This window comes from Actinophytocola oryzae (assembly GCF_004364325.1).
GTDB classification, from domain to species: Bacteria; Actinomycetota; Actinomycetes; order Mycobacteriales; family Pseudonocardiaceae; genus Actinophytocola; species Actinophytocola oryzae.
This window is the reverse complement of sequence record NZ_SOCP01000002.1, coordinates 506,614-529,115: the sequence shown is the minus strand read 5'-3', so window position 1 is coordinate 529,115 and position 22,502 is coordinate 506,614. Positions and strand designations below refer to the sequence as shown.

The following is a 22,502-nucleotide window of genomic DNA, read 5'->3' as shown; positions in this document are numbered from 1 at the left end:
AGCGGTCTAATCTATCGTATATTTTCGTGCAGCCTCGGATCATCTCGCTCGGCCACGGATACGCCTGCCGCTTCGCCGCGGAGACCCTCCGGCGGGCCGGCTTCCCCGTCACCGACGGCGGCGACCCGGCCGACGCCGACATCTGCCTCACCGACGACCTCGCCACGATCGCCGACCAGGTCGGTGGCGACGAACCGTGGCCATCGGACCTGCGGAGCCTCACGCTCGTCGAGCTGGCCTGGCCCGCGGCCCTCCCCGACGCGAACGCCCGCATCGCGGAGCTGTCCGGCATCGGCGCGGTGATCGGCGAGGCCGACGGGCCCGGGATCGCCCCGCCCGGACGGATGCTCGAGGCCCTCGCCGGACTGCAGGCGGCCACCGCCGCACTCGCGGGCTGGCTCGCCGCGCGACGCGACGGCCTCGGCGAGCACGTCGTCGTCGATCCCGTCGCCTGTCTCGCCGGGATGTCGGGCGTCAACGCCATCCAGTTCCTCAACTACGGCAGGCCGTGGCGCCGGTCCGGCCCCAGCGCGTCCGGATCGGGCGGCCCCTACCCGTTCCGCGTGTTCCGCTGCGCCGACGGCTGGATCGCCGTGATCTGCCGCGCCAGGATCGAGTGGGACGCCTTCCTCGCACTGCTCGGCGACCCGCCCTGGGCGAAGCGCCCCGAGTTCGCCGACCAGATCGTGATCGCCGCCGAGCACGCCGACGAGGTCTCGGCGCTGATCACCGACATCCTGTCCACGCGGACCGTCGACGACGTCGTCGCGGCAGGGCGGGAGTTCCGCGTGCCCATCGCCCCGCTGCGCACGGCCGCCGAGGCGCTCGCCGACCCCCAGTTGCTCGACGGCACGGACCCGGTGCCCGCGGTCACCGTCGAACGGCCACGGCCCACGAAGACCGGCTGGCGGCCGGACCCCGGTGGCCCGCTCGCCGGGCTCCGCGTGCTCGACCTCGGGTGGGTGTGGGCGGCGCCGGTCGCGAGCGCGTGGCTCGCGGACCTCGGGGCGGACGTCGTCAAGGTCGAGAGCCTCGACCGCCTCGACGTCGGACGGCGGCGCGGCCTCGACTTCCCCGCGGGTCTGCCGTCCGCACGGGCCACGCTCCCCGGCTACGAGCGTGCCTGGCTCTACAACGCGGCCAACCGCAACAAGCGCGGCATCCGCCTCGAGCTGAAGGACCCCGCCGACCATGCGCGGTTCCTCGAGCTGGTCGCCTCCGCGGACGTCGTCGTCGAGAGCTTCGCGACCGGTGTCCTCGAACGGCTGGACCTCGCCCCGGAACGGCTGTTCGAGGCCAATCCGGCACTCGTGCTCCTGTCGATGGGTGGCCGCACGATCGACGGGGACTACCTCGCCCGCAGCTACGCCCCCATGCTCACCGCCCTCGCCGGGCTCGAGGCGGCGGTGACCTCGTCGTCCGGCGAGCCGCTCGGACTGCTCAACTGGGGCGTCGCCGACCCGAACGCCGGCGCGTGGGCGACGTTCGCGGTCGTGTCGGCCCTCGCCGCGGACGCGGGCGGGAGCCACCTGCTGCTCTCGCAGCTACGGGCGCTGGTCAACACGTGCGTGAGCCACTACCGGGGCGAGGACCCGCCGCAGGCGCTGCTCCCCGACCCACCGGAGGTGACCCTCCCCCACCTCCAGGGCACCGCACCCGGCCCGCTCGGCGACCTCTACCGGTCGGTCATGGTGCGCGGCTGGTCGCCCGAGTTCGGCGAGCGCATGGCCTTCGGCAGCCCGTGGCGCTTCCGCCGCTCGCCGGTCGGCGTGCGCACCCCAGCCCCGCTGTTCGCCTCGACCGACCCCGACGAGGTCCTCGCGAGCTGGCGAGGTGGCGTCCACGCGAACCGCGACGTACCATCACCTCGCTAGAATATATTTTTGTAACGCGACTGAAGTGAGGTCACCGATGACCGAGCCCCGTTTCGAGGTCCTCTGGCCGCTCGGGCGGCGTGGTGGCCTCGCGCCGACCGAGCTGGCGCCCCGCCTCACCGACCTCACCGGCAAGCGGGTCGCCTTCGTGTGGGACCACGTCTTCAAAGGCGACCTCATGTTCGCCCGCTTCACCGGTGCCGCCGCGGCTCGGTACGCCGACATGGACTTCGTCGACCACCCGGAGTTCGGCAACATTCACGGCACGACCGCCGAGGAGCACGACGCCGTCGAGCGACTGCCGGAACGCCTGCTGCGGCACCAGATAGACGCGGCGGTCGTCGGTGTCGGGGCTTGAGGCAGCTGCACGCCCGCCGTGTTGCGGGCCTGCGTTGCCATCGAGCGTGCCGGTGTGCCGACCGTCGCGATCGTCTCGACCGAGTTCGCGGTCATGGCGGGCATGATCGCCGACGCGCTCGGCGTCGCCGACATCCCGGTCGCGGTGTATCCGGGGGTGATGCTCACCGACTCGGCCGAGACCTTCGAGTCCAAGGTGGACGAGCACGTCGTGCCCGCCCTGTTCGACGGCCTGGTGGTCCCCAGGCAGACCCAGCAGGCCGACGACGAGGAGCGTGAGCCCGCGCGGGACGAGATCGTCCTCACCGGAACCTACGACGAGATCCTCGACGGCTTCACCGAGCGTCACTGGACCGACGGCCTGCCCATCGTCCCGCCGACACCCGAGCGGGTGGCCGCGTTCCTGCGCCACACGCCGCGTGACCCCGACCAGGTGCTCGGCCTGTTGCTCCCCGCGAGCCGCGAAGCCACGGTGCACTCCGTCGCCGTCAACGGTGTGATGGCGGGCTGCCGCCCGGAGTACATGCCGCTGCTCGTCGCGGCGGTCGAGGCCATCGCCGATCCGGTGTTCCGGCTGGAGGACGCGGGCAGCACGCCGGGCTGGGAGCCGATGGTCGTCGTCAGCGGCCCACTCGCGCGGGAGCTGGACTTCAACTCCGGCGTCGGCGCGCTGCGGGTCGGGCCGAGAGCCAACACGTCCGTCGGCCGGTTCCTGCGCCTCTACATGCGCAACGTCGCCGGGCTGCGGTCGGTCCCGGACGAGACCGACAAGGGCGCCATCGGCAGCACCTTCAACGTGGCGCTCGCCGAGCACGAGGACACGATCACCGACCTCGGCTGGGACCCCTACCGGGTGGATCGCGGCTTCACCGACGAGGACACCGTGGTCACGGTCCGCAGTGTCTACGCGTCGAGCGCGCCGATCTACTCGGGCGGGGCCAGGGCGACCGACCACCTCGCGACGATCGCGCGCCTGCTGACCGACACCATCGGCCCGTGGTGCTACCACAACTTCATCTACGAGAAGCAGTTCTCGCTCATCGTGCTCGGCCCGGCCATCGCGCGGATCATCGCGCGGGAGGGCCTGACCAAGGACGACGTGCGCCGCTACCTCTACGACAACGTGTGGCTCGACGGCACGTGGGTCGCCCGCTACGGCCGAGGGGTGAGCGGCAAGAAGTTCGAGTGGCCCGACCTCATCGCACGCGGCAAGGCACCCGCCGAGTACGCCGACGCCGAGGAGACGGGCAGGCCGGTGCGCGGGCTGATGCGTCCGGAGTGGGTGGACGTCGTGGTCGCGGGCAACCCCGGCCGCAACCAGTCCCGCGCCTACATCGGCAACCACGGTCAGGGCGTGCCGGTGAGCAGGCGGGCGGAGCCGGTGTCCGACAGGGAAGTCCCATGACAGACCAGAACGGGAGCGTGACCACGTGACCATCACCGACGCCCAGGCCCACGTCTGGGCACCCGAGACACCCGAGCGCCCGTGGCTGCCCGGCGGCCGGGACTTCGCCCACGGCGACTCCTACACCGTCGAGTCGCTGCTGTCCGAGATGGACGCGGCACAGGTGGACGCGGCGGTCCTCGTGCCGCCGTCGTTCGAGGGCGACCGCAACGACGTGTGCCTCGCCGCGGCCCGCGACTACCCCGACAGGTTCCGGGTGATGGGCCGCATCACGCTCACCGACCCCAAGAGCCGGGGCCTGCTCGCGAACTGGCGGGACCAGCCGGGGATGCTGGGCATCCGGCTGGCCTTCAGCCGCGGCCCTTCCGACAACTGGATGTCCGACGGCACCGCCGACTGGGCGTGGCCCGAGGCCGAGGCGGCGGGTGTGCCGATCATGGTGTTCGCGCCGGACAAGCTGCACCTGCTCGACGAGGTCGCCGAGCGGCACCCCGGGCTGCGGCTGGTCGTCGACCACCTCGGCATGCGCACCAACGTGATCGACGACGCGATGGACCCCGTGATCGCCGACCTCGTGAAGCTCGCCAGGCACGACAACGTCGCGGTGAAGGCGACGTGCCTGCCGAGCAACGTCACCGAGGACTTCCCCTATCCGTCACTGCACGACCGGATCCACCGGGTCGTCGACGCGTTCGGGCCCCGACGGGTGTTCTGGGGCAGCGACCTCACCCGGCTGCGCGGGACCTACGACGAGGTGCGCAGGCTGTTCACCGAGGAGCTGGACTTCCTGGCCGAGGAAGACCTGGAGTGGATCATGGGTCGCGGGGTACGCGAGTGGCTCGGCTGGAAGTGACGAGTTCCCCCGCGGGCACCGCACGCCGGGACGACGCCGTGAGCAGCCCCGACGACACGGGCCGGGCCGCGCCGCTGCTGGAGGTCCGCGACCTGCGGGTCGAGTACCGGACCTCCTACGGCCTGACGAACGCGGTCAACGGCCTGTCCTACGCGGTGGACCGCGGCGAGACGCTCGCGATCCTCGGCGAGTCCGGGTCGGGCAAGTCGGTGGCCGCGCGGGCGGTGCTCGGCATCATCGAGTCGCCGCCCGGGTACGTCACGGGCGGCGAGGTGCTGTTCGACGAGGTGGACCTGCTCCGGTTGTCCCGCAAGCAGATGCGGCGGGTGCGGGGCGAGCGGATGGCGATCGTGTTCCAGGACGCGCTCACCGCGCTGAACCCGGTGTTCACGGTCGGGTTCCAGATCGCGGAGCTGTTCCGGGTGCATCGGGGCCTGTCCAAGTCCGACGCGACCGCGAAGGCGGTCGAGCTGCTCGACCGGGTGCGGATTCCCAACGCACGCAACCGGGTTCACGACTACCCGCACGAGTTCTCCGGCGGGATGCGCCAGCGAGTCATGATCGCGATGGCCATCGCGCTGGAGCCGGACCTGCTGATCGCCGACGAGCCGACGACCGCGCTCGACGTCACCGTGCAGGCGCAGATCATGGCGCTCTTGGCGGAGCTGCGTCGCGACCTCGGGATGGGGTTGGTGCTCATCACCCACGACCTCGGAGTCGTGGCGGAGGTCGCGGACCACGCGGTCGTGATGTACGCGGGGCGGGGCATCGAGTACGGGTCGATCGAGAGGATCTTCGAGAGCCCGGCGCACCCCTACACGCGGGCACTGATGCGGTCGATCCCCCGGGCGGACCAGAAGGGCGGGCGCCTGGAGGCCATCGACGGTGCGCCGCCGAACCTGTCGAACATCCCGTCCGGGTGCGAGTTCCATCCGCGGTGTCCACTCGCGACACAGCTGTGCGTGACCGATCGGCCGGAGGTCGTCGAGGTCGCCCCTGGTCGCCGGACGGCGTGCCACTACGGCGAGGAGGTGGTCAAGGGTGAGCGCTGAGCGGAGCGACGGAGCGTCCGCCGTCTGGACTGAGGAGCGCGCGCAGGCGCGCCAGCGCCGAGCACGTGACGAGGGAAGACGGCGGGTAGCGGAGGAGCGCAGCGAACCATGAACACAGAGCGGAACGACGAAGCATCCGCCGCCTGGACTGACGAGCGCGCGCAGGCGCGCCAGCGCCGAGCACGTGACGAGGGAAGACGGCGGGTAGCGGAGGAGCGCAGCGAACCATGAACACAGAGCGGAACGACGAAGCATCCGCCGCCTGGACTGACGAGCGCGCGCAGGCGCGCCAGCGCCGAGCACGTGACGAGGGAAGACGGCGGGTGCCGGAGGAGCGCAGCGAACCATGAACACAGAGCGGAACGACGAAGCATCCGCCGCCTGGACTGACGAGCGCACGCAGGCGCGCCAACGCCGAGCACATGACGAGGGAAGACGGCAGGTAGCGAAGGAGCGCAGCGAACCATGAGCGCTGAGCCCATTTTGAGGGTCGAGAACGTCGTGAAGTGGTTTCCCGTTCGCGAGGGGAAGGGCGTGCGGCGGACGACCGGGCACGTGAAGGCGGTCAACGGGGTCAGCTTCGAGCTGCACGAGGGTGAGACGCTCGGTCTGGTCGGTGAGTCGGGTTGCGGCAAGACCACCCTGGGCCGGACGCTGCTGCGGCTCGACGAGCCGACCTCGGGTGAGGTGTTCTACCGCGGCAGGGACGTGTTCACGATGTCGCGGCGCGAGCTGCGCGAGGTCCGCAGGAAGATCCAGATCATCTTCCAGGACCCGTACGCGTCGCTGAACCCGAGGATGACCGTCGGCGACCTCGTGTCCGAGGGGTGGGCCATCCACCGCGGCATCGTCCCGCGTGCCAAGCACAAGGTGAAGGCGGGCGAGCTGCTGGAGCGCGTCGGTCTCGATCCGTCCTTCGTGGACAGGTACCCGCACCAGTTCTCCGGCGGCCAGCGCCAACGCATCGGCATCGCGCGTGCACTGGCGCTGGACCCCGAGGTGATCGTCTGCGACGAGCCGGTGTCGGCACTGGACGTGTCCGTGCAGGCCCAGGTCATCAACCTGCTGGCCGACATCCAGGCCGACCTGGGGCTCGCGTTCGTGTTCATCGCGCACGACCTCTCGGTGGTGCGCCACATCTCCGACCGCGTCGCCGTGATGTACCTGGGGCGGATGGTGGAGATCGGCGACGAGTCGGAGATCTACGAGCGCCCCACCCACCCGTACACCCAGGCACTGCTCTCGGCCGTGCCGATCCCGGACCCGACCAAGCGGGACGCGTCGCGGCGCATCCTTCTCGAAGGGGACCTGCCGAGTCCGTCCAACCTGCCGTCGGGCTGTGCGTTCCGCACCCGGTGCTGGAAGGCGGCGGACAGGTGCGCCGAGGAGGTGCCGGAGCTGGTCGATCACGGTGGGCATCCCTCGGCGTGCCACTTCGCGTCGGTGGCCGAGGCTTCCAGGACATGAGAAAGGGCCGCCCCTCGCGGCCCTTTCCCTGTCACTCCACCGGTTTGCTCACCAGCTGCGTGATGTTGAACGGTTGCAGCACGGCACTGTGCGGGCCGCTCTTGCCGCCCGCGATCACGAGCCCGATGTCCTCGGGCGTGACGGTGGGCCGCATGATCTCCCGGTCACCGTCGACGTGGTAGCACCGTGCCTTCCACTCACGCATCGCCTTGCCGTCGGTGCCGCCGACACCGGTGATGTCGATCGTGCCCTTCTCCCACAGGTACTCCCGGATCGACTTCTTGTCGTAGCCGTTGCGTGCCAGGTGGGTCGCGTGCACGGGCCCGATCACCACGAGCGGCTGCGCGGTGAACAGCACCAGGTTGGACCCGCTGCTCATCAACGCGCCCGCGATGCCGTCGAGGATCGCGATCGGGTCCTGGGACAGGATCGCGATGTTCTGCGGCGCCGTCACACCGGCCGCGGTGACCACCGACTGGTCGGCGGCGAACCCGCGTTCGACGTGGAAGGGCTCCCACGGGCTCAGCTCTTCGTTCTCGGCGATGCACGACCCGTACTTGTTGGGGTTGCCCAACGTGGACATGTCGCCGTAGACCGGCAGGCCGCCGCCGATGTTGATCATGCACAGGCGGATGGCGCGCCCGATCGTCGCGTTGGCGCGCCAGCCCTGGCCGAACAGGTTGTGCCCGCTGTTGACGTCCAGCTCCGTGCGTGCCGGACCGTTGACGACGAGCATCACGCCTGCCGGGTTGGTCGTGCCCTGCACCCCGTACAGGTTCAGCGCGGGGTCGAGGATCGCCCGAACCCCCGCCAGTACCACCGGGAAGTACTCCGGTCGGCAGCCCGCGAGCACGGCGTTGACCGCGACGTGGTGCACGTGCGCCCGACGCCAGCGCGGCGGCATGGTGCCGAGCAGCTCGCCGCCGTCGCGACCGCCGAGCATGGCCTCGACCCGCTCGGCGGTCGGTGCGAGGACGGGCAGGCCGTCGGTCCACTTCTCGTCGTAGAACGACTCCCCCATCGCCTCGACGTCGTCGAAGGCGATGGGGTCGCCGGTGATCTCCTTGTCCGTCGAGGACATCATGACCTCCGCTCGACGGGCACGGTCAGGCCGGCGAGGATCTGGTCGAACGCGCGGTGAGCACGTGCGACGGCCTCCTCGGTGGGCACGCCACCCATCGGGTACTCGACGATCGCGAGCGGCAGTCCTGGCAGGCCGAGGCCTTCGCTCTCGTAGTCGGCGATCGTCCGGAACGTCTCGCCGACGATGGTGACCGTCGGCAGGTTGCGCTTCTCCAACTCCACGGCGTCATGGACACTCCACGACGTGCAGGAGCCTCAATCGCCCAGGGCGACGACGGCCGCGTCGCAGGTCCGCCCGATCTCGTCGAGCATCGGCACGGGCGCGCCGCTGCTGCAGCTCGCCTTCTCCCGGTAGACCGTGCCCGCGATCGCCTGCCGCTCGCCGAGGAGGTCCTCGGTGGTGTGCAGCAGGACGTCGCAGTTGGGCTTCAGGTTGCCGATGAACCCGATCCGCTTGCCACGCAACGTGTCCAGCCGGGGTGCGAACTGGAGCAGCTGCTGGTCGTCCGGCGGGACCGGCCGGAACACGTGCAGTGTCATAGGGTTTCTCCTACTCGGCCCGGCCGTCCTCGCGGACGTCGACGGGGAACTCGACGGGCCCGTTCTTCTGCGACGGCAGCGCGAAGGTTCCCGTGCCCGGCATGATGTCGTCGCCGCGGTTGTTGATGGTGTGGAACTCGACCTTCACGTAGCCGGTGCCGGTCTTGGCGCCCCGCCACTTGTCGACGACCTTGCCGTTGATGCGGAAGACGTCGCCGTTGAAGAACATGCCCCGGTACTGGAAGTCCAGCTCGGCCACCCAGCCGTCGTCGCCGACCCAGTTGGTGGCGTAGTAGGTGGCGTAGCCGCCGCGCTGGGAGCCGTAGTCGTAGGCGGCGGGCATGCCGATCTCGGCGGCCATGAAGTTGTCCCAGTGCACGCGCTCGACGGCCTGGGGCACGCCGGTCTCCGGGTCCTTGACGGCGACCTTCGGCGAGGACTTGCGGTACTGCTGCCAGTACTTGCCGCTGCGCACGTGCGGCGAGCCGATGGCCTGCAGCCAGGTGACCATGTCGGGCAGGGTCAGCGGGCCCTTCACGACCGGGCTCGTGTCCTCGCCGATCTCGGTGTCCTCCCAGTACCTCGGGGTCCCGCCGCGCGGTACCTCGGCCTCCAGCTCGGCGTCGATCTGGGCGATGTCCTCGTCGGAGTAGGTGGGCCGCTCGATCTTGGTGTACTTGCCGCGCTTCTTGGATTCCTCGCGCTCGGCGCGGATGACCGGCATGATCTGGACGGCGACCAGCTCGTCCTTCTGGTTGTAGAAGCGGATCTCGTCGGCCTGGATGTACATCTTCTTGCCCGCGAGGCGGCCTTCCATCGGGTCGGCGCGGACCAGCTCCTTGGTGGCGTGGATCTCGTCGCCCTCGTACAGCGGCTGGAAGTAACGCCACTGGTCGCCGGAGTGCAGGCCGTGCACGCCGGGCAGGCCCTGCCCTCGGCGGAGGTCCCAGCTGCCCCACGCGGCGGCGTAGTAGATCGCCGGCGGTGCGACGAGGCGGCCGAACCGCGTGGTGGTGGCGTACTTCGGGTCCACGTAGAGCGGGTTGTCGTCGCCGACACTGCGGGCCACGTGGGTGATGCTGTCCTGGTTCACGAAACGCAGGTATGGCTGCTGGATCGGGTACCGCTTGCCGAGTCGCGCCCTGAGCCTGGCCACCGCCTCATCAGTGATCTTGCCGTACTCCGGGTTCGCGTCGTCGCTCATCAGACCTCCCTGTCACCATGCGCCCGTACGCCTGCCGTCGACTCGAACCCACGGCATCGCAGCGGCTATCGTAGACGCTATATTATAACTTTAGAGGCTTCAGGAGAAGGGCCCCACACTGTGACGAAGTCCCGGTCATCGGGTGCGGCAGACGCGCTCGGCCCCCGACCCCGGTGCACTGAAGGACGCCTTCGTAACGCTGGGCGTTAGGAAGGCGTCCTTCAGTGCACCGGGTTCACGCGGCGCAGGGAGCTGTCGACGCGGACGGTGACGCCCTGCGCGTCCAGGTACTCGAAGAACGGGACCGCCACCCGGCGGGTCGTGTTCAGGGCCTGACGGGCGTCGGACAGGGTGAACGGCTGCGGGAGACCGGCCAGCACGTCACGTGCCGCAGCGGGGGCCGTCGGGTGCAGGAGGACCTCGGTCGGCAGCCGGAGGACCATGCCCGCGGCAGCCGCGGCGGCCAGGATCTCCCTCGTCAGGCCCGCCTCGGACAGCTCGGGGATGCTCGGCGCGTCGAACGGGTCCGCGTCCAGCCTGCGGCACACCTCGTCCAGCGCGCGGCGGGCCGCGTTCGAGAAGCCCGGGGACGTACCCGGCCGGGCGATCCGCCCGCCTCGGGACACGAGCGACGCCCCCCGCACGAGCGCCTCCACCAGCCGCAGGTCGGTCGTGCCGATCACCCGGGCGGCGGACTTCGTCGGCAGGCCGGGCTCCAGCGGCGCCGTCGACCGGTGGGCGTCGACCGCCTCGGCCAGGTCCTTGCCCCACTGCTGCCACGTCGTCGGGTCGATCAGGTACTCACCCACCTCGACCAGCGACGCGGGTGCGGGCTCCGACACCGGCAGTACCCCCAGCGCCGCCAGCCGGGTCCTGGTCACACAACCGCGGCGGGCGACCTCGGCCAGCACGTCCGGCGCCCCGGTGGCGTCCTCCAGCTCGATCGCCCGGTCCAGCGCGGCGCCCCGGCGGCGCAGCGACGGCGGATCGACGTCCAGCACGACGACCCCGGTCGCCAGCCGGCTCGACGGCTCACGCAGCACGGCCCGGTCGCCCGGCTCGAGCGGCAGCGGGGTCGCGAGCCGCACCCGTGCGGTGTCCTCCCCCAGCGGCCGCACCCGGCACGGCACCGCCGCGGAACCGATGTGCCACAACAGGTCCCCGGGCAGGTCGGCCGGGTCGAGGGACGCAAGCCGCACGTCGGCGACCTGGGTGCTGACCCAGCTGTCCGGCGTGATCAGCACGTGCCCGCGCCGGACCTCCTCCACCGGCAGCCCACGCAGGTTGACCGCCACCCGCGCCACCGCCGCCACCTCGTCGTGCCGCTCCCCCATCGACTCGCACCCACGCACCCGCACCTCGGTGCCCGCGGGCGCCAGCAGCAGCCGGTCATTCACCCGCACGGTGCCCGCCCCGAGCGTCCCGGTGACCACCGTGCCGCTGCCGCGCACCGTGAACGCGCGATCGACGAACAGCCGCACGCGGCCGTCGGTCACCGGCGGGGGCAGCGCGCCGACCAGCCGCGACAGGGCCGCCCGCACGTCGTCCAGCCCCGCACCGGTGACCGCGCTGACCGCGACCGCCTCGACCTGGCCGAGCGACGTGCGTGAGAGCCGGTCGCGGGCGTGCGCGAGCGCCGGTGCCGGGTCGGCCAGGTCCGCGCGGGTGACGACCAGCAGGCCGTGCCGCACGCCGAGCGAGTCGAGCATCTCGACGTGCTCACTCGTCTGCGCCCGCCAGCCCTCGTCGGCCGCGACCACGACCACCACGCCGGGCACCGGGCCGACGCCCGCGAGCATGGTGGAGATGAACCGCTCGTGGCCGGGGACGTCGACGAACGCGACGGTCTCGCCGCCGGGCAGGGTGGTCCACGCGAAGCCGAGGTCGAGCGTCATGCCGCGGCGGCGCTCCTCGGCGAACCGGTCGGGCTCGGTCCCGGTGAGCGCGCGCACGAGAGTTGACTTACCGTGGTCGACGTGGCCCGCGGTGGCGAGAACATGCATGCGGCGATCCCTCGGGAGAGGTGGCGGAGGCGGACAGGAATCGAACCTGCCTGGCCCGGATACCGGGCCACGTCGGTTTTGAAGACCGCGGCGCCCACCAGGAACACGTACGCCTCCGAATAGAGACTATATCAGCGTAAGGTTTCTGGCATGACGACGACCGTCCGGCTCACCCAGTACGCACACGGCGGCGGCTGCGCGTGCAAGATACCGCCCGGCGAGCTCGAGGACATGGTGCGTGGCCTCCTCGGCACCGGCCCGACCGACATCGAGTTGCTCGTCGGGCTCGACCACGGCGACGACGCCGCGGCCGTGCGCCTCGACGACGACACCGCGATCCTGTCCACGACGGACTTCTTCACCCCCGTGGTGGACGACGCCTACGACTGGGGGCGGATCGCCGCGGCCAACGCCCTGTCCGACATCTACGCCATGGGCGGCAGGCCGATCCTCGCGGTCAACCTCCTGGGCTGGCCGCGTGACCTGCTGCCCGCCGAGCTGGCCAAGGAGGTCCTGCGCGGCGGGCTCGCGGTCGCGGGCGAGGCGGGCTGCCACCTCGCCGGCGGGCACTCGATCGACGACCCCGAGCCGAAGTACGGCCTGGCCGTCACGGGCACCGCGCACCCGGACCGCCTGCTGCGCAACGACGCCGCGGTCGCCGGGCAGCCGATCAGCCTCACCAAGCCGCTCGGCGTCGGCGTGCTGAACAACCGCCACAAGCAGACCGGTGAGACGTTCCCGCACGCCGTGGCGTCGATGGTGGCACTGAACCGGGACGCGTCGAAGGCGGCGCTCGACGCGGGCGTGCGGGCGGCCACCGACGTCACCGGCTTCGGTCTCCTCGGCCACCTGCACAAGATGGCCAGGGCGAGCGGTGTGACGGCCCTCCTCGACGCTGACGCCGTGCCCTACCTGGACGGCGCCGTGGACTCCGCGCGGGAGGGTTTCGTCTCCGGCGGCACCAAGCGCAACCTGGACTGGGTCCGCCCACAGCTCGACGCCGGGACCGCTGACGAGCTGACGCTCCTGCTCCTGGCCGACGCCCAGACCTCCGGCGGGTTGCTCGTCGCGGGCGAGGTCCCGGGCGGGGTCGTGATCGGCGAGTTCGCCGCCCCCTCCCCCGGGATCACGGTGCGCGTCCGCTAGAGGGCGGGCGGCGTGGTGGCGGGCAGCCAGCGGTCCGGACAACCCGGCACCCACTGGACGCGTTGCGCGGCGGCCAGCCGGTAGAGGTGCGAGAACGTCTCGCCGATGGCCGAGCGACGGGCGCGGCCACGCAGGCGCTCGAACGGCCGCGACCACGTCACCGCGCGGACGACCTCCCACACCGTGCCCGCACCGGCGCCGACCGCCGCCTCGATCTCCGTGAGCCGCTCCTCGTGATGGGCGAGCAGGTAGTCCAGGCGGTCGTCGAGGCCGTGGAACGTCCACTCGTGGCCGGGCAGCACCGCGACGTCGCCGTACCCGCCGACCTTGCGCAGCGAGGCGAGGAAGTCACGCAGCGGGTCCACGTCGGACTGCGGGCGTTTCGAGACGTTCGGCGTCACGCGGGGCAGGATGTGGTCGCCGGTGAAGAGCAGGCGTCGCTGCTGGTCGTGGAAGCAGAGGTGACCGGGGGTGTGGCCGGGTGTGTGGACCGCGATGAGCGAGCCGTCCGTGCCGGGCACCGCGTCACCGTCGAGGAGGTCGTGTTCCGGGACCACCATGGAGATACGTGCCTTCATGTCCGCTGCGTCCGACTCCAGCTCGGCGAACTCCGAGGCGGGTGCCCCTGCCTGCCGGAGCCACTCGGCCATGTCGGTGATCGCCCGCTCGCGGTCGTGCTCCCCCGCCGCGATCCTGGGCCGCTCGGCCGGGTGCACCGCGATCCACGCCGCGGTGGTGGCCCGGATCCGCTCGGCCAGCCCGTAGTGGTCGGGGTGGACGTGGGTGATGACGACGCCGACCAGGTCGTCGAGGCCGGCACCGGCCGAGGCGAGGCCCGCGAGGAACGCCTCCCAGCACGTGTCGGAGTCCCATCCGGCGTCGACCACCACCACGCCGCCCGCCACGGGCACCACATAGGAGAACGCGAACCCGAGCGGATTGGGGAACGGCAACGCGACACTCCAGACACCGCCCGCCACCTCGGCCGGTCCAGGTACGAGATCCATCGCTCCTCCAGTCACACCGTGACGTATATCGTATAGTACGATCACACGCCACGGTGGGGGTCGTCAAAGACGCGGAGGAGCGTCGGCGGAGGCGGGCTCTCGCGGGCCTCGCCCAGGTTCGTCACCCTCGGGTCGTCCGGACAGAAGCGGTTTCCTGCCCGGACGTTCGCGCCAGGCGGTCTTGCGGCGGTAGGTGGTCATGGCGAGGACGTACGCGACGGCGAGGATGCCGAGGCACCAGGCGAGGGCGACCCAGATGCCGGTGCCGACCGGCTGTCGCGCGAACAGGCGGCGGATCGTGTCGACGATCGAGGTCACCGGTTGGTTCTCGGCGAAGGCGCGGACGGGGCCGGGCATGGTGTCGGTCGGTACGAACGCCGAGCTGAGGAACGGCAGGAAGATGAGCGGGTAGGAGAACGCGCTCGCGCCGTCGACGGACCTCGCGGTGAGGCCGGGGATGACGGCGAGCCACGTCAGCGCCAGGGTGAACAGGACCAGGATGTCCGCGACCGCCAGCCAGGTCAGCACTCCCGCCCCGGAGCGGAAGCCCATGAGCACGGCGACGAGCACGACCACGGCGAGCGAGACCAGGTTCGCGACCAGCGACGTCAGCACGTGTGCCCACAGCACGGACGAACGCGCGATCGGCATCGACCGGAACCGTTCGACGATGCCGCCCTTCATGTCCATGAACAGCCGGAACGCCGTGTAGGAAATGCCGGACGCGACCGTGATGAGCAGGATGCCGGGCAGCAGGTAGGTCACGTACGAGTCCGACCCGGTGTCGATCGCGCCGCCGAACACGTAGACGAACATCAGCATCATGGCGATCGGCATGACCGCGGTCGTGATGATGGTGTCCGGACTGCGGGTGACGTGCCGCAGCGACCGTCCCAACAGGACTGTGGTGTCGCCGGGGAAGTGCTTGTTCACGCTCGTTCCCCACTCTTCGACGTGGTACCGACGAGCGCGAGGAAGACGTCCTCGAGGGTCGGCCGCCTCTCGACGTACTCGACCTTCGCCGGCGGGAGCAGCGCCCTGAGCTCGGCCAGGGTGCCGTTCACCATGATTCGTCCTTCGTGGAGGATCGCGATGCGGTCGGCGAGCTGTTCGGCCTCGTCCAGGTACTGCGTCGTGAGCAGCACCGTCGTGCCGCGCCCTGCCAGCTCTCGCACGCTGTTCCACGCCTCGACGCGGGACTGCGGGTCGAGTCCGGACGTCGGCTCGTCGAGGAAGATGACCGGCGGCTCCCCGATGAGGCTCATCGCGATGTCGAGGCGGCGGCGCATGCCACCGGAGTACGTCGACACCCTGCGCGTGGCCGCGTCCACCAGCGAGAAGCGGTCGAGCAGTTCGTCCGCGATCCCGCCAGGATCCCTCAGGTGCCGCAACTTCGCGACCAGCACCAGGTTCTCCCGGCCGCTGAGGATCTCGTCGACCGCCGCGAACTGACCCGTCAGGCTGATGGACTCCCGCACGTCCCCTGCCTGCGTGGCGACGTCGAAGCCGTTGACGCTCGCCGTTCCCGCGTCCGCCCCGAGCAGCGTCGAGAGGATCTTCACGGCCGTGGTCTTGCCCGCGCCATTGGTACCGAGCAGCGCGAAGATGCTGCCCCGCACCACATCGAAGTCCACGCCGCGCAGCACGTGCAGGCCCTTGTACGACTTCTCCAGTCCCCGCACGTGGATCACGGTCCCGGCCCGGGTCGTCGTCATGCGCACCCCTCCGTTCCACTATTCAGTGTCACTGACTACCAGTACACAGTAGCACTGACTAGTGCGCGTGAGTACACGTCCGATCACTCGCAGTCTTGCGACACAGGCCGAGCGACGTGTAGGAACGGGACGATATACATCCGATGTATTGGTGCCGGAGCGACAACAAAGGAGTTGGTGGCTCCATGCATTCCCCTGCGATGAGACTACTTCTCGTGGCCCTCCTGGCTTGGGTGGGCCCAGTCCTCGTGCCACCCGCCGCCCAGGCGGCACCCGGTGACAACTACGCGGTCGACGACGTGTTCACCGCCGCCAGAACCAGGGCATACCGCGACGACCGGTTCGGCATGTTCATGCACTTCGGGCTGTACAGCGCCTTTCGGGGCGAGTACCGGCGGCCCGACGGAACGGTGTGACGGTCACGGCCATTCCTCCCGCCACGTCTGCATGTCCCCGCCCCAGCAGTCCCACTGCTGCACGATGACGCCGGGGTTCCGGTCGCCGCCCGGGATGTCGACGCACTTGCGGGTGAGGCGGTTCCTCAGCATCACGTGGGTGCTCGACGGGTCCATCGGCAGCGCCTGCCACTGCTGCATCAGCCCGGCCGACCCGTCTGCCCAGCAGTCCCACTGTTGGACCTGGACGCCGTTGGCCGGGTCGCCTCCCGGGATGTCGAGGCACTTGTTCGTGGCGACGTTCCGGTAGCGGAAGTAGGCGGGTTCGCCTACGGCGCCGTAGGCCGTGAACTCGGCGTACCACTTCTGCATGTCCCCGCCCCAGCAGTCCCACTGCTGGATCCTGGCGCCACCGGCGGGGTTGCCGCCCGGCACGTCCAGGCACATGTGGGCGCCATGGCTGTCGTTGTAGATCTCGTAGGGGCCCTGGGGAAGGCCGGTCGCCGCGGCGCCCGGCACGAACGAGACCAGGGCCGCCGCGGTGCCCGCGAGCACCGCGACCACGCGGAACCTCTGCACGGGATCCTCCCTTCGCTGCGTGGGGAACGGCGGGTTCCGTCACTTCTCGACGGTCGTCCCGGCTCCGGTCCCAAGTAGACGCCGAAGAACCTAGGTCCGGCAGGGCTTTCGACAGCAGTGGCCATGGGTCGGTACTTCGGCGCGAATCCGCTGCCCTTTCGGGTGCTGTGGCCGGTTCTCGGTGTGACGCGGAAGGGTCGGGGTCAGCGGCGGACCGACGCCGGCGACGTGGCCGCGTGTGTGGGTTGACTGTTCACGGCCGCCACCTCGTAGTCGCCACCGGGCCAGGAAAGCAAAAGTGGCAAGGAGTCGCACTCCCCGCCATGATCAATGTACAGCACGCCGGGGGGCTTGCGGCAAGACCCGGGTCCTGCCGCAGAATTCTCGGCTCACACCGCGAACCACGCAGGGGGAACCAGCGAAATGCCTGACACCGAAGGCGATGTGCCGCCCGACCGCTACGTGCTGGAGCTGACGGAGATCGACCGGACGCAGGTCGCCCTGGTCGGGGGCAAGGGCGCGCATCTCGGGGAGCTTTCGCGCATCGACGGCATCCAGGTCCCGCCCGGCTTCTGCGTGACGACGGACGCCTTCCGGCGCGTGATCGCACAGACGATCGATGACCAGCTCGACCGGCTGTCACGTTTGACACCGGGCGACGGGGACGCGATCCACACGCTCAGCGCGGAGATCCGCCGCGGCATCGAAGAGGCCCCCATCCCCGACGACCTGGCCGCGGCGATCACCCGGCCGCTCGGCGAGGGCGCCTACGCCGTCCGATCCAGCGCGACAGCCGAGGACCTGCCCACCGCCTCCTTCGCGGGCCAGCAGGACACGTACCTGAACGTCGTCGGCCCCTCGGCGGTCCTCGCGCACGTCAGCCGCTGCTGGGCCTCGCTGTTCACCGAGCGGGCCGTGACCTACCGACTGCGCAACGGCTTCGACCACCGCAGGGTCCACATGGCCGTCGTCGTGCAGCGGATGGTGTTCTCGGACGCCGCGGGCATCCTGTTCACGGCCGACCCCGTCACGTCGAACCGCAAGGTGTCCACAGTGGAGGCCGGCTTCGGCCTCGGCGAGGCACTGGTCTCCGGTCTGGTGAACGCGGACGTGTACCGGGTGCGGGACGGCGACGTCGTCGACAGGACGGTCGCCGCCAAGCAGCTCGCCATCCACGCCGTGCCGGGAGGTGGGACGCGCGAGCAGGCGATCGAGCCCGGTTCGCGGGAGCGGCCGGTGCTGACCGACGAGCAGGTGGTGCGGCTCGTACGGCTCGGGCGGCGGATCGAGGCGCGGTTCGGCCACCCCCAGGACATCGAGTGGTGCCTGGTCGGCGACGGGTTCTCCGTCGTCCAGAGCCGGCCGATCACCACGCTCTTCCCGCTCCCCGAGACCACCGACGGGGACAACCACGTGTACGTCTCCGTCGGTCACCAGCAGATGATGACCGACGCCATGAAACCCCTCGGGCTGTCCCTGTGGCAGCTGACGACCCCCTTTCCCATGGCCGAGGCCGGCGGGCGGCTGTTCGTCGACGTCACCCGCACCCTGTCCTCCCCCGCGGGCCGCTCCGGGCTCCTGGAGGCGCTCGGGCGGTCCGACCCGCTCATCAGGGACGCGTTGGAGACCGTCATCGAACGCGGTGACTTCATCCCGTCGGTCCCGGACGACCCCCAGGGGTGGTCGCTGCCCGGCTCGCAGGGCACGGTCGGGACCGACCCGGCCATCGTCGCCGAGCTGATCGAACGCTCCCAGGCCTCCGTCGCCGCCCTGAAGCGCGAGATCCGCACCAGGTCGGGGACCGGGCTGCTCGAGTTCATCCCGGCGGACATCCAGGAGCTGAAGCGGATCCAGTTCAGCGAACTGAGCATGCAGGTGGTCGTGGCCGGGATGGACGCCACCTGGTGGCTCAACGACAAGCTGCACACGTGGCTTGGCGAGAAGAACGCGGCCGACACCCTCACCCAGTCCGTCCCCCACAACGTCACCTCCGAGATGGGGCTCGCACTCCTGGACGTCGCCGACGTGATCCGCCCCCGTCCCGAGGTCGTGGCCTTCCTCGAACGCGTCGAGGACGACGACTTCCTCGACGAGCTGGCCACGCTCCCCGGCGGGCCGGAGGCACGGGACGCCATCGTCGGCTACCTCGACCGGTACGGCATGCGCTGCGTCGGCGAGATCGACGTCACGAAGCCGAGGTGGAGCGAGCGGCCCACCACGCTCGTGCCCGTCATCCTCGGCAACGTCAGGAACTTCGAGCACGGCGCGGGCCCGAGGCGCTTCGAGCAGGGGCGGCAGGAGGCGCTGCGGAAGGCCGACGAGCTGCTGGAGCGCCTGCGGGCACTGCCGGACGGCGAGCGGAAGGCCGAGGAGACCCGGCGGATGATCGACCGGGTCCGCACCTTCATCGGTTACCGGGAGTACCCGAAGTACGGCATGGTGAGCCGCTACTTCGTGTACAAGCAGGCCCTGCTGGGTGAGGCCGAGCGCCTCGTGCGGGCCGGGGTGCTCCGCGAGAAGGAGGACATCTTCTACCTCAGGCTGTCCGAGCTGCACGACGTCGTGCGCACCGACCAGGTGGACGACGCGCTCGTCAGCAGCCGCAGGGAGGCGTTCCGGTCGTACGAGGCGCTCACACCGCCCCGGGTGTTCACATCGGACGGTGAGGCCGTCGCCGGGACCTACCGACGCGCCGACCTGCCCGAGGGCGCGCTCGTCGGCCTCGCCGTCTCCGCCGGGACCGTCGAGGGGCGGGCCCGCGTCATCCTCGACATGGCGCAGGCCGACCTCGAGGCTGGCGACATCCTGGTCACCGCCTACACCGACCCCAGCTGGACGCCCCTGTTCGTGGCGATCACCGGCCTGGTCACGGAGGTGGGCGGCCTCATGACCCACGGCGCGGTGATCGCACGCGAGTACGGCCTGCCCGCCGTCGTCGGCGTCGAGCACGCCACCCGCCTGATCTCCGACGGGCAGCGGATCCGCGTGAACGGGACGAACGGGTACGTCGAGATCCTCTCCGCGTGAGGCCGGTCACGCGGCCTTGCAGGGCCTCGTCTTCGGGGTCGGGCACCTCCGGGTCAGTCGTGCCGTCGGCACAGTCCCCAACGGGACGACCCTGTGTCAGAACCGTACTGGCAGGCGCGTGTAGTGATGGCCGAACTGCCGTCCCTCGGACAGTTCCGGCAGCCGGCCGAGCACGATCCGCAGGCATTCGTCCACCTGCGCACGAGCGAGTGCGGCGCCCAGGCAGTAGTAGGTGCCCATGCCGAAGCCGAGATGGCGGGTGTCGTCCGTGCGGGTGATGTCGAACCGGTCCGGGTGGGTGTAGGCGTCCGGGTCGCGGTTGGCGAACTGCAGGGACAGCAGGAAGTTCTGGCCCACGGGAAAGTCGTGGCCCGCGATGGTCAGCGGTTGCAGGCTGCGTCTGGCGATCGCCTTGTTCGGACCGTCGAACCGCACGATCTCCTCGACAGCGGCCGGGGTTCGGTCCGGCTCGGCCCGCAACAACGCCATCTGCTCCGGGTGTCGCATCAGCAGCGCCAGGCCGTGCGTGATCACTGTCGCGGTCGTCTGGTGCGCACCGAACAGCAACATGACGCAGTTGGCGACGATCTCGTCCTCGGTCACCCGGCCGTCCCGCTCGGCCTCGGTGAACATGGTGATCAGGTCGTCACGGGGGTCGGTGCGGCGCGCGGCGACCATCGGTCGCAGGTAGTCCTCCATCTCCTCGATGGCCGTCTGTCCGGCGAGCAGCCGATCCATGGTCCCCTGCTGGAAGATCCCCAGGACGTCGCGCGACCAGACGCGCAGCAGGTCCCGGTCGGCCGCCGGCATGCCGAGCATCTCGGCGATGACGTCGGCGGGCAACGGGAGGGCCAGATCGGCCACGATGTCCATCCGGCCGGCACCGACCACCGCGTCCAGCAGCTCGTGGGTCAGGTCGCGCACGCGGGGCCGCAGGGCGTTCACGGCGGACACGCTGAAGGAGCTCTTGAGCAGTTTCTGGAACCGGGCGTGGTTCTCGGACGTGGTGCCGCCCATCCACATGTCGACGGAACGGCGGACGTGCCGCACTCTGTCCTGGTCGGCGGGTGACAACCGGTCGAACAGGTAGGTCATCGTCTCGTTGGTGAGCCGGGGATCCCTGAGCAACCTCAGCACGTACTCGTACTTGCTGACCAGGTACGAGTCCAGCGACGGCAGCCAGGCCAGCGGGCTTTTCGCCCCGGTTGCCAGGAGGAACCCTGCCTGGTCCTCCGCCGTGAACGGGTCGTGGGAGGGGAATGGTCCTGTCGGTGCGGTCATGGTTGTCCGATTCCACCTTGGGTCGAAGTGGCAGCCCGACGACACACATCAAGCACTTGATGGACGAATGAGCCCGCACGATCTACTCGGTCCTGTGCGGGAGGCGTGACGGCGACGACCAGCACACGCCGGTCGTCGAGGTCTACGGGGCGGTGACGGCGCGGATGATCTCGTCGGCGGCCAGGCGTCTGCGCTCCGCGGTGAGGTCCAGCTGGGTGAGCAGGCTCTTGAGGAAGCCGATGACCAGCACGGTGGCTCCGTCCGGATCGAGATCCGTCCGGAACTGCCCCGCGTCGCGGCCCGCGGCGAAGATGGTCCGCAGGTACTCGGCCCAGGCGTGGTCGTTGGCCAGCAGCACCGCGCGGAGCTCCGCGTCCCGGTCTGCCCTGGCGTAGGTCTCGTTGAGCACCACGAACAGGTTCCGGTCAGCGCCGAAGCGACCGAGGATGTGCTCGACGTGGTCGACCAGCATCTGCCGAGGGTCTTGCACGGGGTCGCTCAGCGGCACCCGGTCGAGGGTGCTGACGATCCGCTGGACGACGGCCGCGACCAGCGCCTCCTTCGTGGGGAAGTGGTAGTGCAGCGTGGCGATGTTGATGCCCACCTGGTCGGCGACGTCGCGGACGCGCAGGCCCTCGAAGCCCGTCGTGGCGATCGCGTGCTCGGCGGCCTCGATGATCTGCGCACGCCGCTGCTCGCCCTCGACGGCCGTACGCCTGCGACCCGGCATCGGCCAACCTCCCACGGGTACCAGTCGGATGCTCGCCGGTCAGCGTAGTGGTCGCCGGTCGACCGGGTTGCGCGGTCAGCGTCGACGTCCCTCGAGGGCGGCACGGAAGCGTGCGTACCGAGGGGCGCCGACGAATCGCCAGATCAGCCCGACCGGTCCGGGCATGTGCTTCCTGAGCCACATGGCGCCGCCGTCGGGTTGACCGGCGAGGATGGCGCCCAGCATGTTCCATCCCTGCCCCCTGGGAGTGGCCTTGCGGCCGTGCTTGGCGAACCAGTCCACCTCGGACTGGGCGACGACGTGTTCGATGACGGGCACGATGTTGGCCTCCTCGTCGGGGAAGTGCGCGGCGAGCGCGGCGGAGACCCCGGCGAGGGCGACCCGAACCGGTTCGGCATCGGCGAGCGCGGCACTGGCACGCCAGGCGGGCACCGCCTCGTCGAGCGCCTGGAGGTGCACGAGCATGGCGGCGTGCTGGACCTTCATCCGCTCCACGTGGAGGAAACAGGCAGGCGCGCGTTGGTCGATCATGTCCCAGAGCCGTGTGTCCTCGCCCTCGTGATGCGCATGCAGCGCGTTCGAGATCAGGTTCAACTGCGTGGCGACGACCTTCGCATGACCGACATCCCCCGCCGGGACTCCACCGACCAGCTCGACGGCCTCGTCGAAGGACCTCTGCAGCATGCGGTGGATAGCGAACATCCCGCTCGCGTCACAGGTCTTCGGACCCCTGACGGGCGGCTCGCCGGTGGACGGACCGGGTGTGGCTGACATGCACCCACTC

The 22,502-nt window shown here is 70.4% G+C and carries 19 protein-coding genes, 1 tRNA gene and 1 pseudogene; 9 read left to right on the top strand and 12 right to left on the bottom strand.

What is annotated here, in order from left to right:
• Positions 1 to 26 precede the first annotated feature (26 nt).
• The 6 genes and pseudogenes from CLV71_RS06025 (at position 27) to CLV71_RS06000 (ending at position 7,008) form a co-directional block, all read left to right on the top strand.
• Positions 27 to 1,874 (top strand): CoA transferase, encoded by a 1,848-nt coding sequence (locus tag CLV71_RS06025; RefSeq protein WP_133901591.1) that lies wholly within the window; start codon positions 27 to 29, stop codon positions 1,872 to 1,874.
• A gap of 37 nt (positions 1,875 to 1,911) precedes the next feature.
• Positions 1,912 to 2,232 carry a UGSC family (seleno)protein gene (locus CLV71_RS06020; RefSeq protein WP_133901590.1) on the top strand — a complete coding sequence of 107 codons (321 nt, stop codon included), beginning with the start codon at positions 1,912 to 1,914 and terminating at the stop codon, positions 2,230 to 2,232.
• 12 nt (positions 2,233 to 2,244) lie between these two features.
• Positions 2,245 to 3,636: pseudogene (locus CLV71_RS06015) on the top strand (UGSC family (seleno)protein); the annotation flags it as partial.
• Between the two features lie 25 nt (positions 3,637 to 3,661).
• Positions 3,662 to 4,489 (top strand): amidohydrolase family protein, encoded by an 828-nt coding sequence (locus CLV71_RS06010; protein ID WP_133901588.1) that lies wholly within the window; start codon positions 3,662 to 3,664, stop codon positions 4,487 to 4,489.
• Between the two features lie 38 nt (positions 4,490 to 4,527).
• Entirely contained in the window at positions 4,528 to 5,541 is a 1,014-nt protein-coding gene (locus CLV71_RS06005; RefSeq protein WP_133901889.1) for an ABC transporter ATP-binding protein, read from the top strand.
• A 465-nt stretch (positions 5,542 to 6,006) separates the two neighbouring features.
• The gene (locus CLV71_RS06000; RefSeq protein ID WP_133901587.1) at positions 6,007 to 7,008 is read left to right on the top strand and encodes an ABC transporter ATP-binding protein; all 1,002 of its coding nucleotides are present in this window, start codon (positions 6,007 to 6,009) and stop codon (positions 7,006 to 7,008) included.
• A gap of 31 nt (positions 7,009 to 7,039) precedes the next feature.
• Here CLV71_RS06000 and CLV71_RS05995 read toward each other — a convergent pair whose 3' ends face one another.
• The 5 genes from CLV71_RS05995 to CLV71_RS05970 all read right to left on the bottom strand — a co-directional run bounded on the left by CLV71_RS05995 (position 7,040) and on the right by CLV71_RS05970 (position 11,955).
• On the bottom strand, positions 7,040 to 8,092 hold the full coding sequence (locus tag CLV71_RS05995; RefSeq protein ID WP_133901586.1) for a hypothetical protein: 1,053 nt from the start codon (positions 8,090 to 8,092) through the stop codon (positions 7,040 to 7,042).
• Positions 8,089 to 8,631 (bottom strand): UGSC family (seleno)protein, encoded by a 543-nt coding sequence (locus CLV71_RS50590; protein WP_424923865.1) that lies wholly within the window; start codon positions 8,629 to 8,631, stop codon positions 8,089 to 8,091. Before CLV71_RS50590 ends, CLV71_RS05995 begins: the two co-directional genes overlap by 4 nt.
• A gap of 10 nt (positions 8,632 to 8,641) precedes the next feature.
• Entirely contained in the window at positions 8,642 to 9,835 is a 1,194-nt protein-coding gene (locus CLV71_RS05980) for an FAS1-like dehydratase domain-containing protein (RefSeq protein ID WP_133901583.1), read from the bottom strand.
• A 221-nt stretch (positions 9,836 to 10,056) separates the two neighbouring features.
• Positions 10,057 to 11,838, bottom strand: coding sequence for a selenocysteine-specific translation elongation factor (gene selB / locus CLV71_RS05975; RefSeq protein WP_133901582.1), 1,782 nt, complete (start codon positions 11,836 to 11,838; stop codon positions 10,057 to 10,059).
• A 21-nt stretch (positions 11,839 to 11,859) separates the two neighbouring features.
• Positions 11,860 to 11,955 (bottom strand) — tRNA-Sec (locus tag CLV71_RS05970).
• A 33-nt stretch (positions 11,956 to 11,988) separates the two neighbouring features.
• Here CLV71_RS05970 and selD point away from each other — a divergent pair.
• Positions 11,989 to 12,984 (top strand): selenide, water dikinase SelD, encoded by a 996-nt coding sequence (selD, locus tag CLV71_RS05965; protein ID WP_133901581.1) that lies wholly within the window; start codon positions 11,989 to 11,991, stop codon positions 12,982 to 12,984.
• On the opposite strand, the gene CLV71_RS05960 is transcribed toward selD, so the two are convergent.
• The 3 genes from CLV71_RS05960 to CLV71_RS05950 form a co-directional block, all read right to left on the bottom strand.
• Positions 12,981 to 13,991 carry an MBL fold metallo-hydrolase gene (locus CLV71_RS05960; protein WP_133901580.1) on the bottom strand — a complete coding sequence of 337 codons (1,011 nt, stop codon included), beginning with the start codon at positions 13,989 to 13,991 and terminating at the stop codon, positions 12,981 to 12,983. The genes selD and CLV71_RS05960 overlap by 4 nt on opposite strands.
• Before the next feature lie 63 nt (positions 13,992 to 14,054).
• Complete coding sequence (locus CLV71_RS05955) at positions 14,055 to 14,924, bottom strand: ABC transporter permease (protein WP_133901579.1); 870 nt, start codon at positions 14,922 to 14,924, stop codon at positions 14,055 to 14,057.
• Positions 14,921 to 15,706, bottom strand: a complete 786-nt coding sequence (locus CLV71_RS05950) for an ABC transporter ATP-binding protein (RefSeq protein WP_133901578.1) — start codon at positions 15,704 to 15,706, stop codon at positions 14,921 to 14,923. Before CLV71_RS05950 ends, CLV71_RS05955 begins: the two co-directional genes overlap by 4 nt.
• Before the next feature lie 215 nt (positions 15,707 to 15,921).
• On the opposite strand from CLV71_RS05950, the gene CLV71_RS05945 reads away from it, so the two are divergent.
• The gene (locus CLV71_RS05945) at positions 15,922 to 16,122 is read left to right on the top strand and encodes a hypothetical protein (RefSeq protein WP_133901577.1); all 201 of its coding nucleotides are present in this window, start codon (positions 15,922 to 15,924) and stop codon (positions 16,120 to 16,122) included.
• 3 nt (positions 16,123 to 16,125) lie between these two features.
• Here CLV71_RS05945 and CLV71_RS05940 read toward each other — a convergent pair whose 3' ends face one another.
• Entirely contained in the window at positions 16,126 to 16,680 is a 555-nt protein-coding gene (locus tag CLV71_RS05940; RefSeq protein WP_133901576.1) for an RICIN domain-containing protein, read from the bottom strand.
• A 423-nt stretch (positions 16,681 to 17,103) separates the two neighbouring features.
• On the opposite strand from CLV71_RS05940, the gene rph reads away from it, so the two are divergent.
• Entirely contained in the window at positions 17,104 to 19,707 is a 2,604-nt protein-coding gene (gene rph / locus CLV71_RS05935; RefSeq protein ID WP_133901575.1) for a rifamycin-inactivating phosphotransferase, read from the top strand.
• A gap of 96 nt (positions 19,708 to 19,803) precedes the next feature.
• Here the strand turns inward: rph and CLV71_RS05930 are convergent, their stop codons facing one another.
• From CLV71_RS05930 to CLV71_RS05920, 3 genes are all read right to left on the bottom strand, one after another.
• Entirely contained in the window at positions 19,804 to 20,988 is a 1,185-nt protein-coding gene (locus CLV71_RS05930; RefSeq protein WP_133901574.1) for a cytochrome P450, read from the bottom strand.
• A gap of 142 nt (positions 20,989 to 21,130) precedes the next feature.
• Positions 21,131 to 21,718 carry a TetR/AcrR family transcriptional regulator gene (locus CLV71_RS05925; RefSeq protein WP_133901573.1) on the bottom strand — a complete coding sequence of 196 codons (588 nt, stop codon included), beginning with the start codon at positions 21,716 to 21,718 and terminating at the stop codon, positions 21,131 to 21,133.
• A 75-nt stretch (positions 21,719 to 21,793) separates the two neighbouring features.
• Positions 21,794 to 22,492, bottom strand: a complete 699-nt coding sequence (locus CLV71_RS05920) for a hemerythrin domain-containing protein (RefSeq protein WP_133901572.1) — start codon at positions 22,490 to 22,492, stop codon at positions 21,794 to 21,796.
• Positions 22,493 to 22,502: the final 10 nt, after the last annotated feature.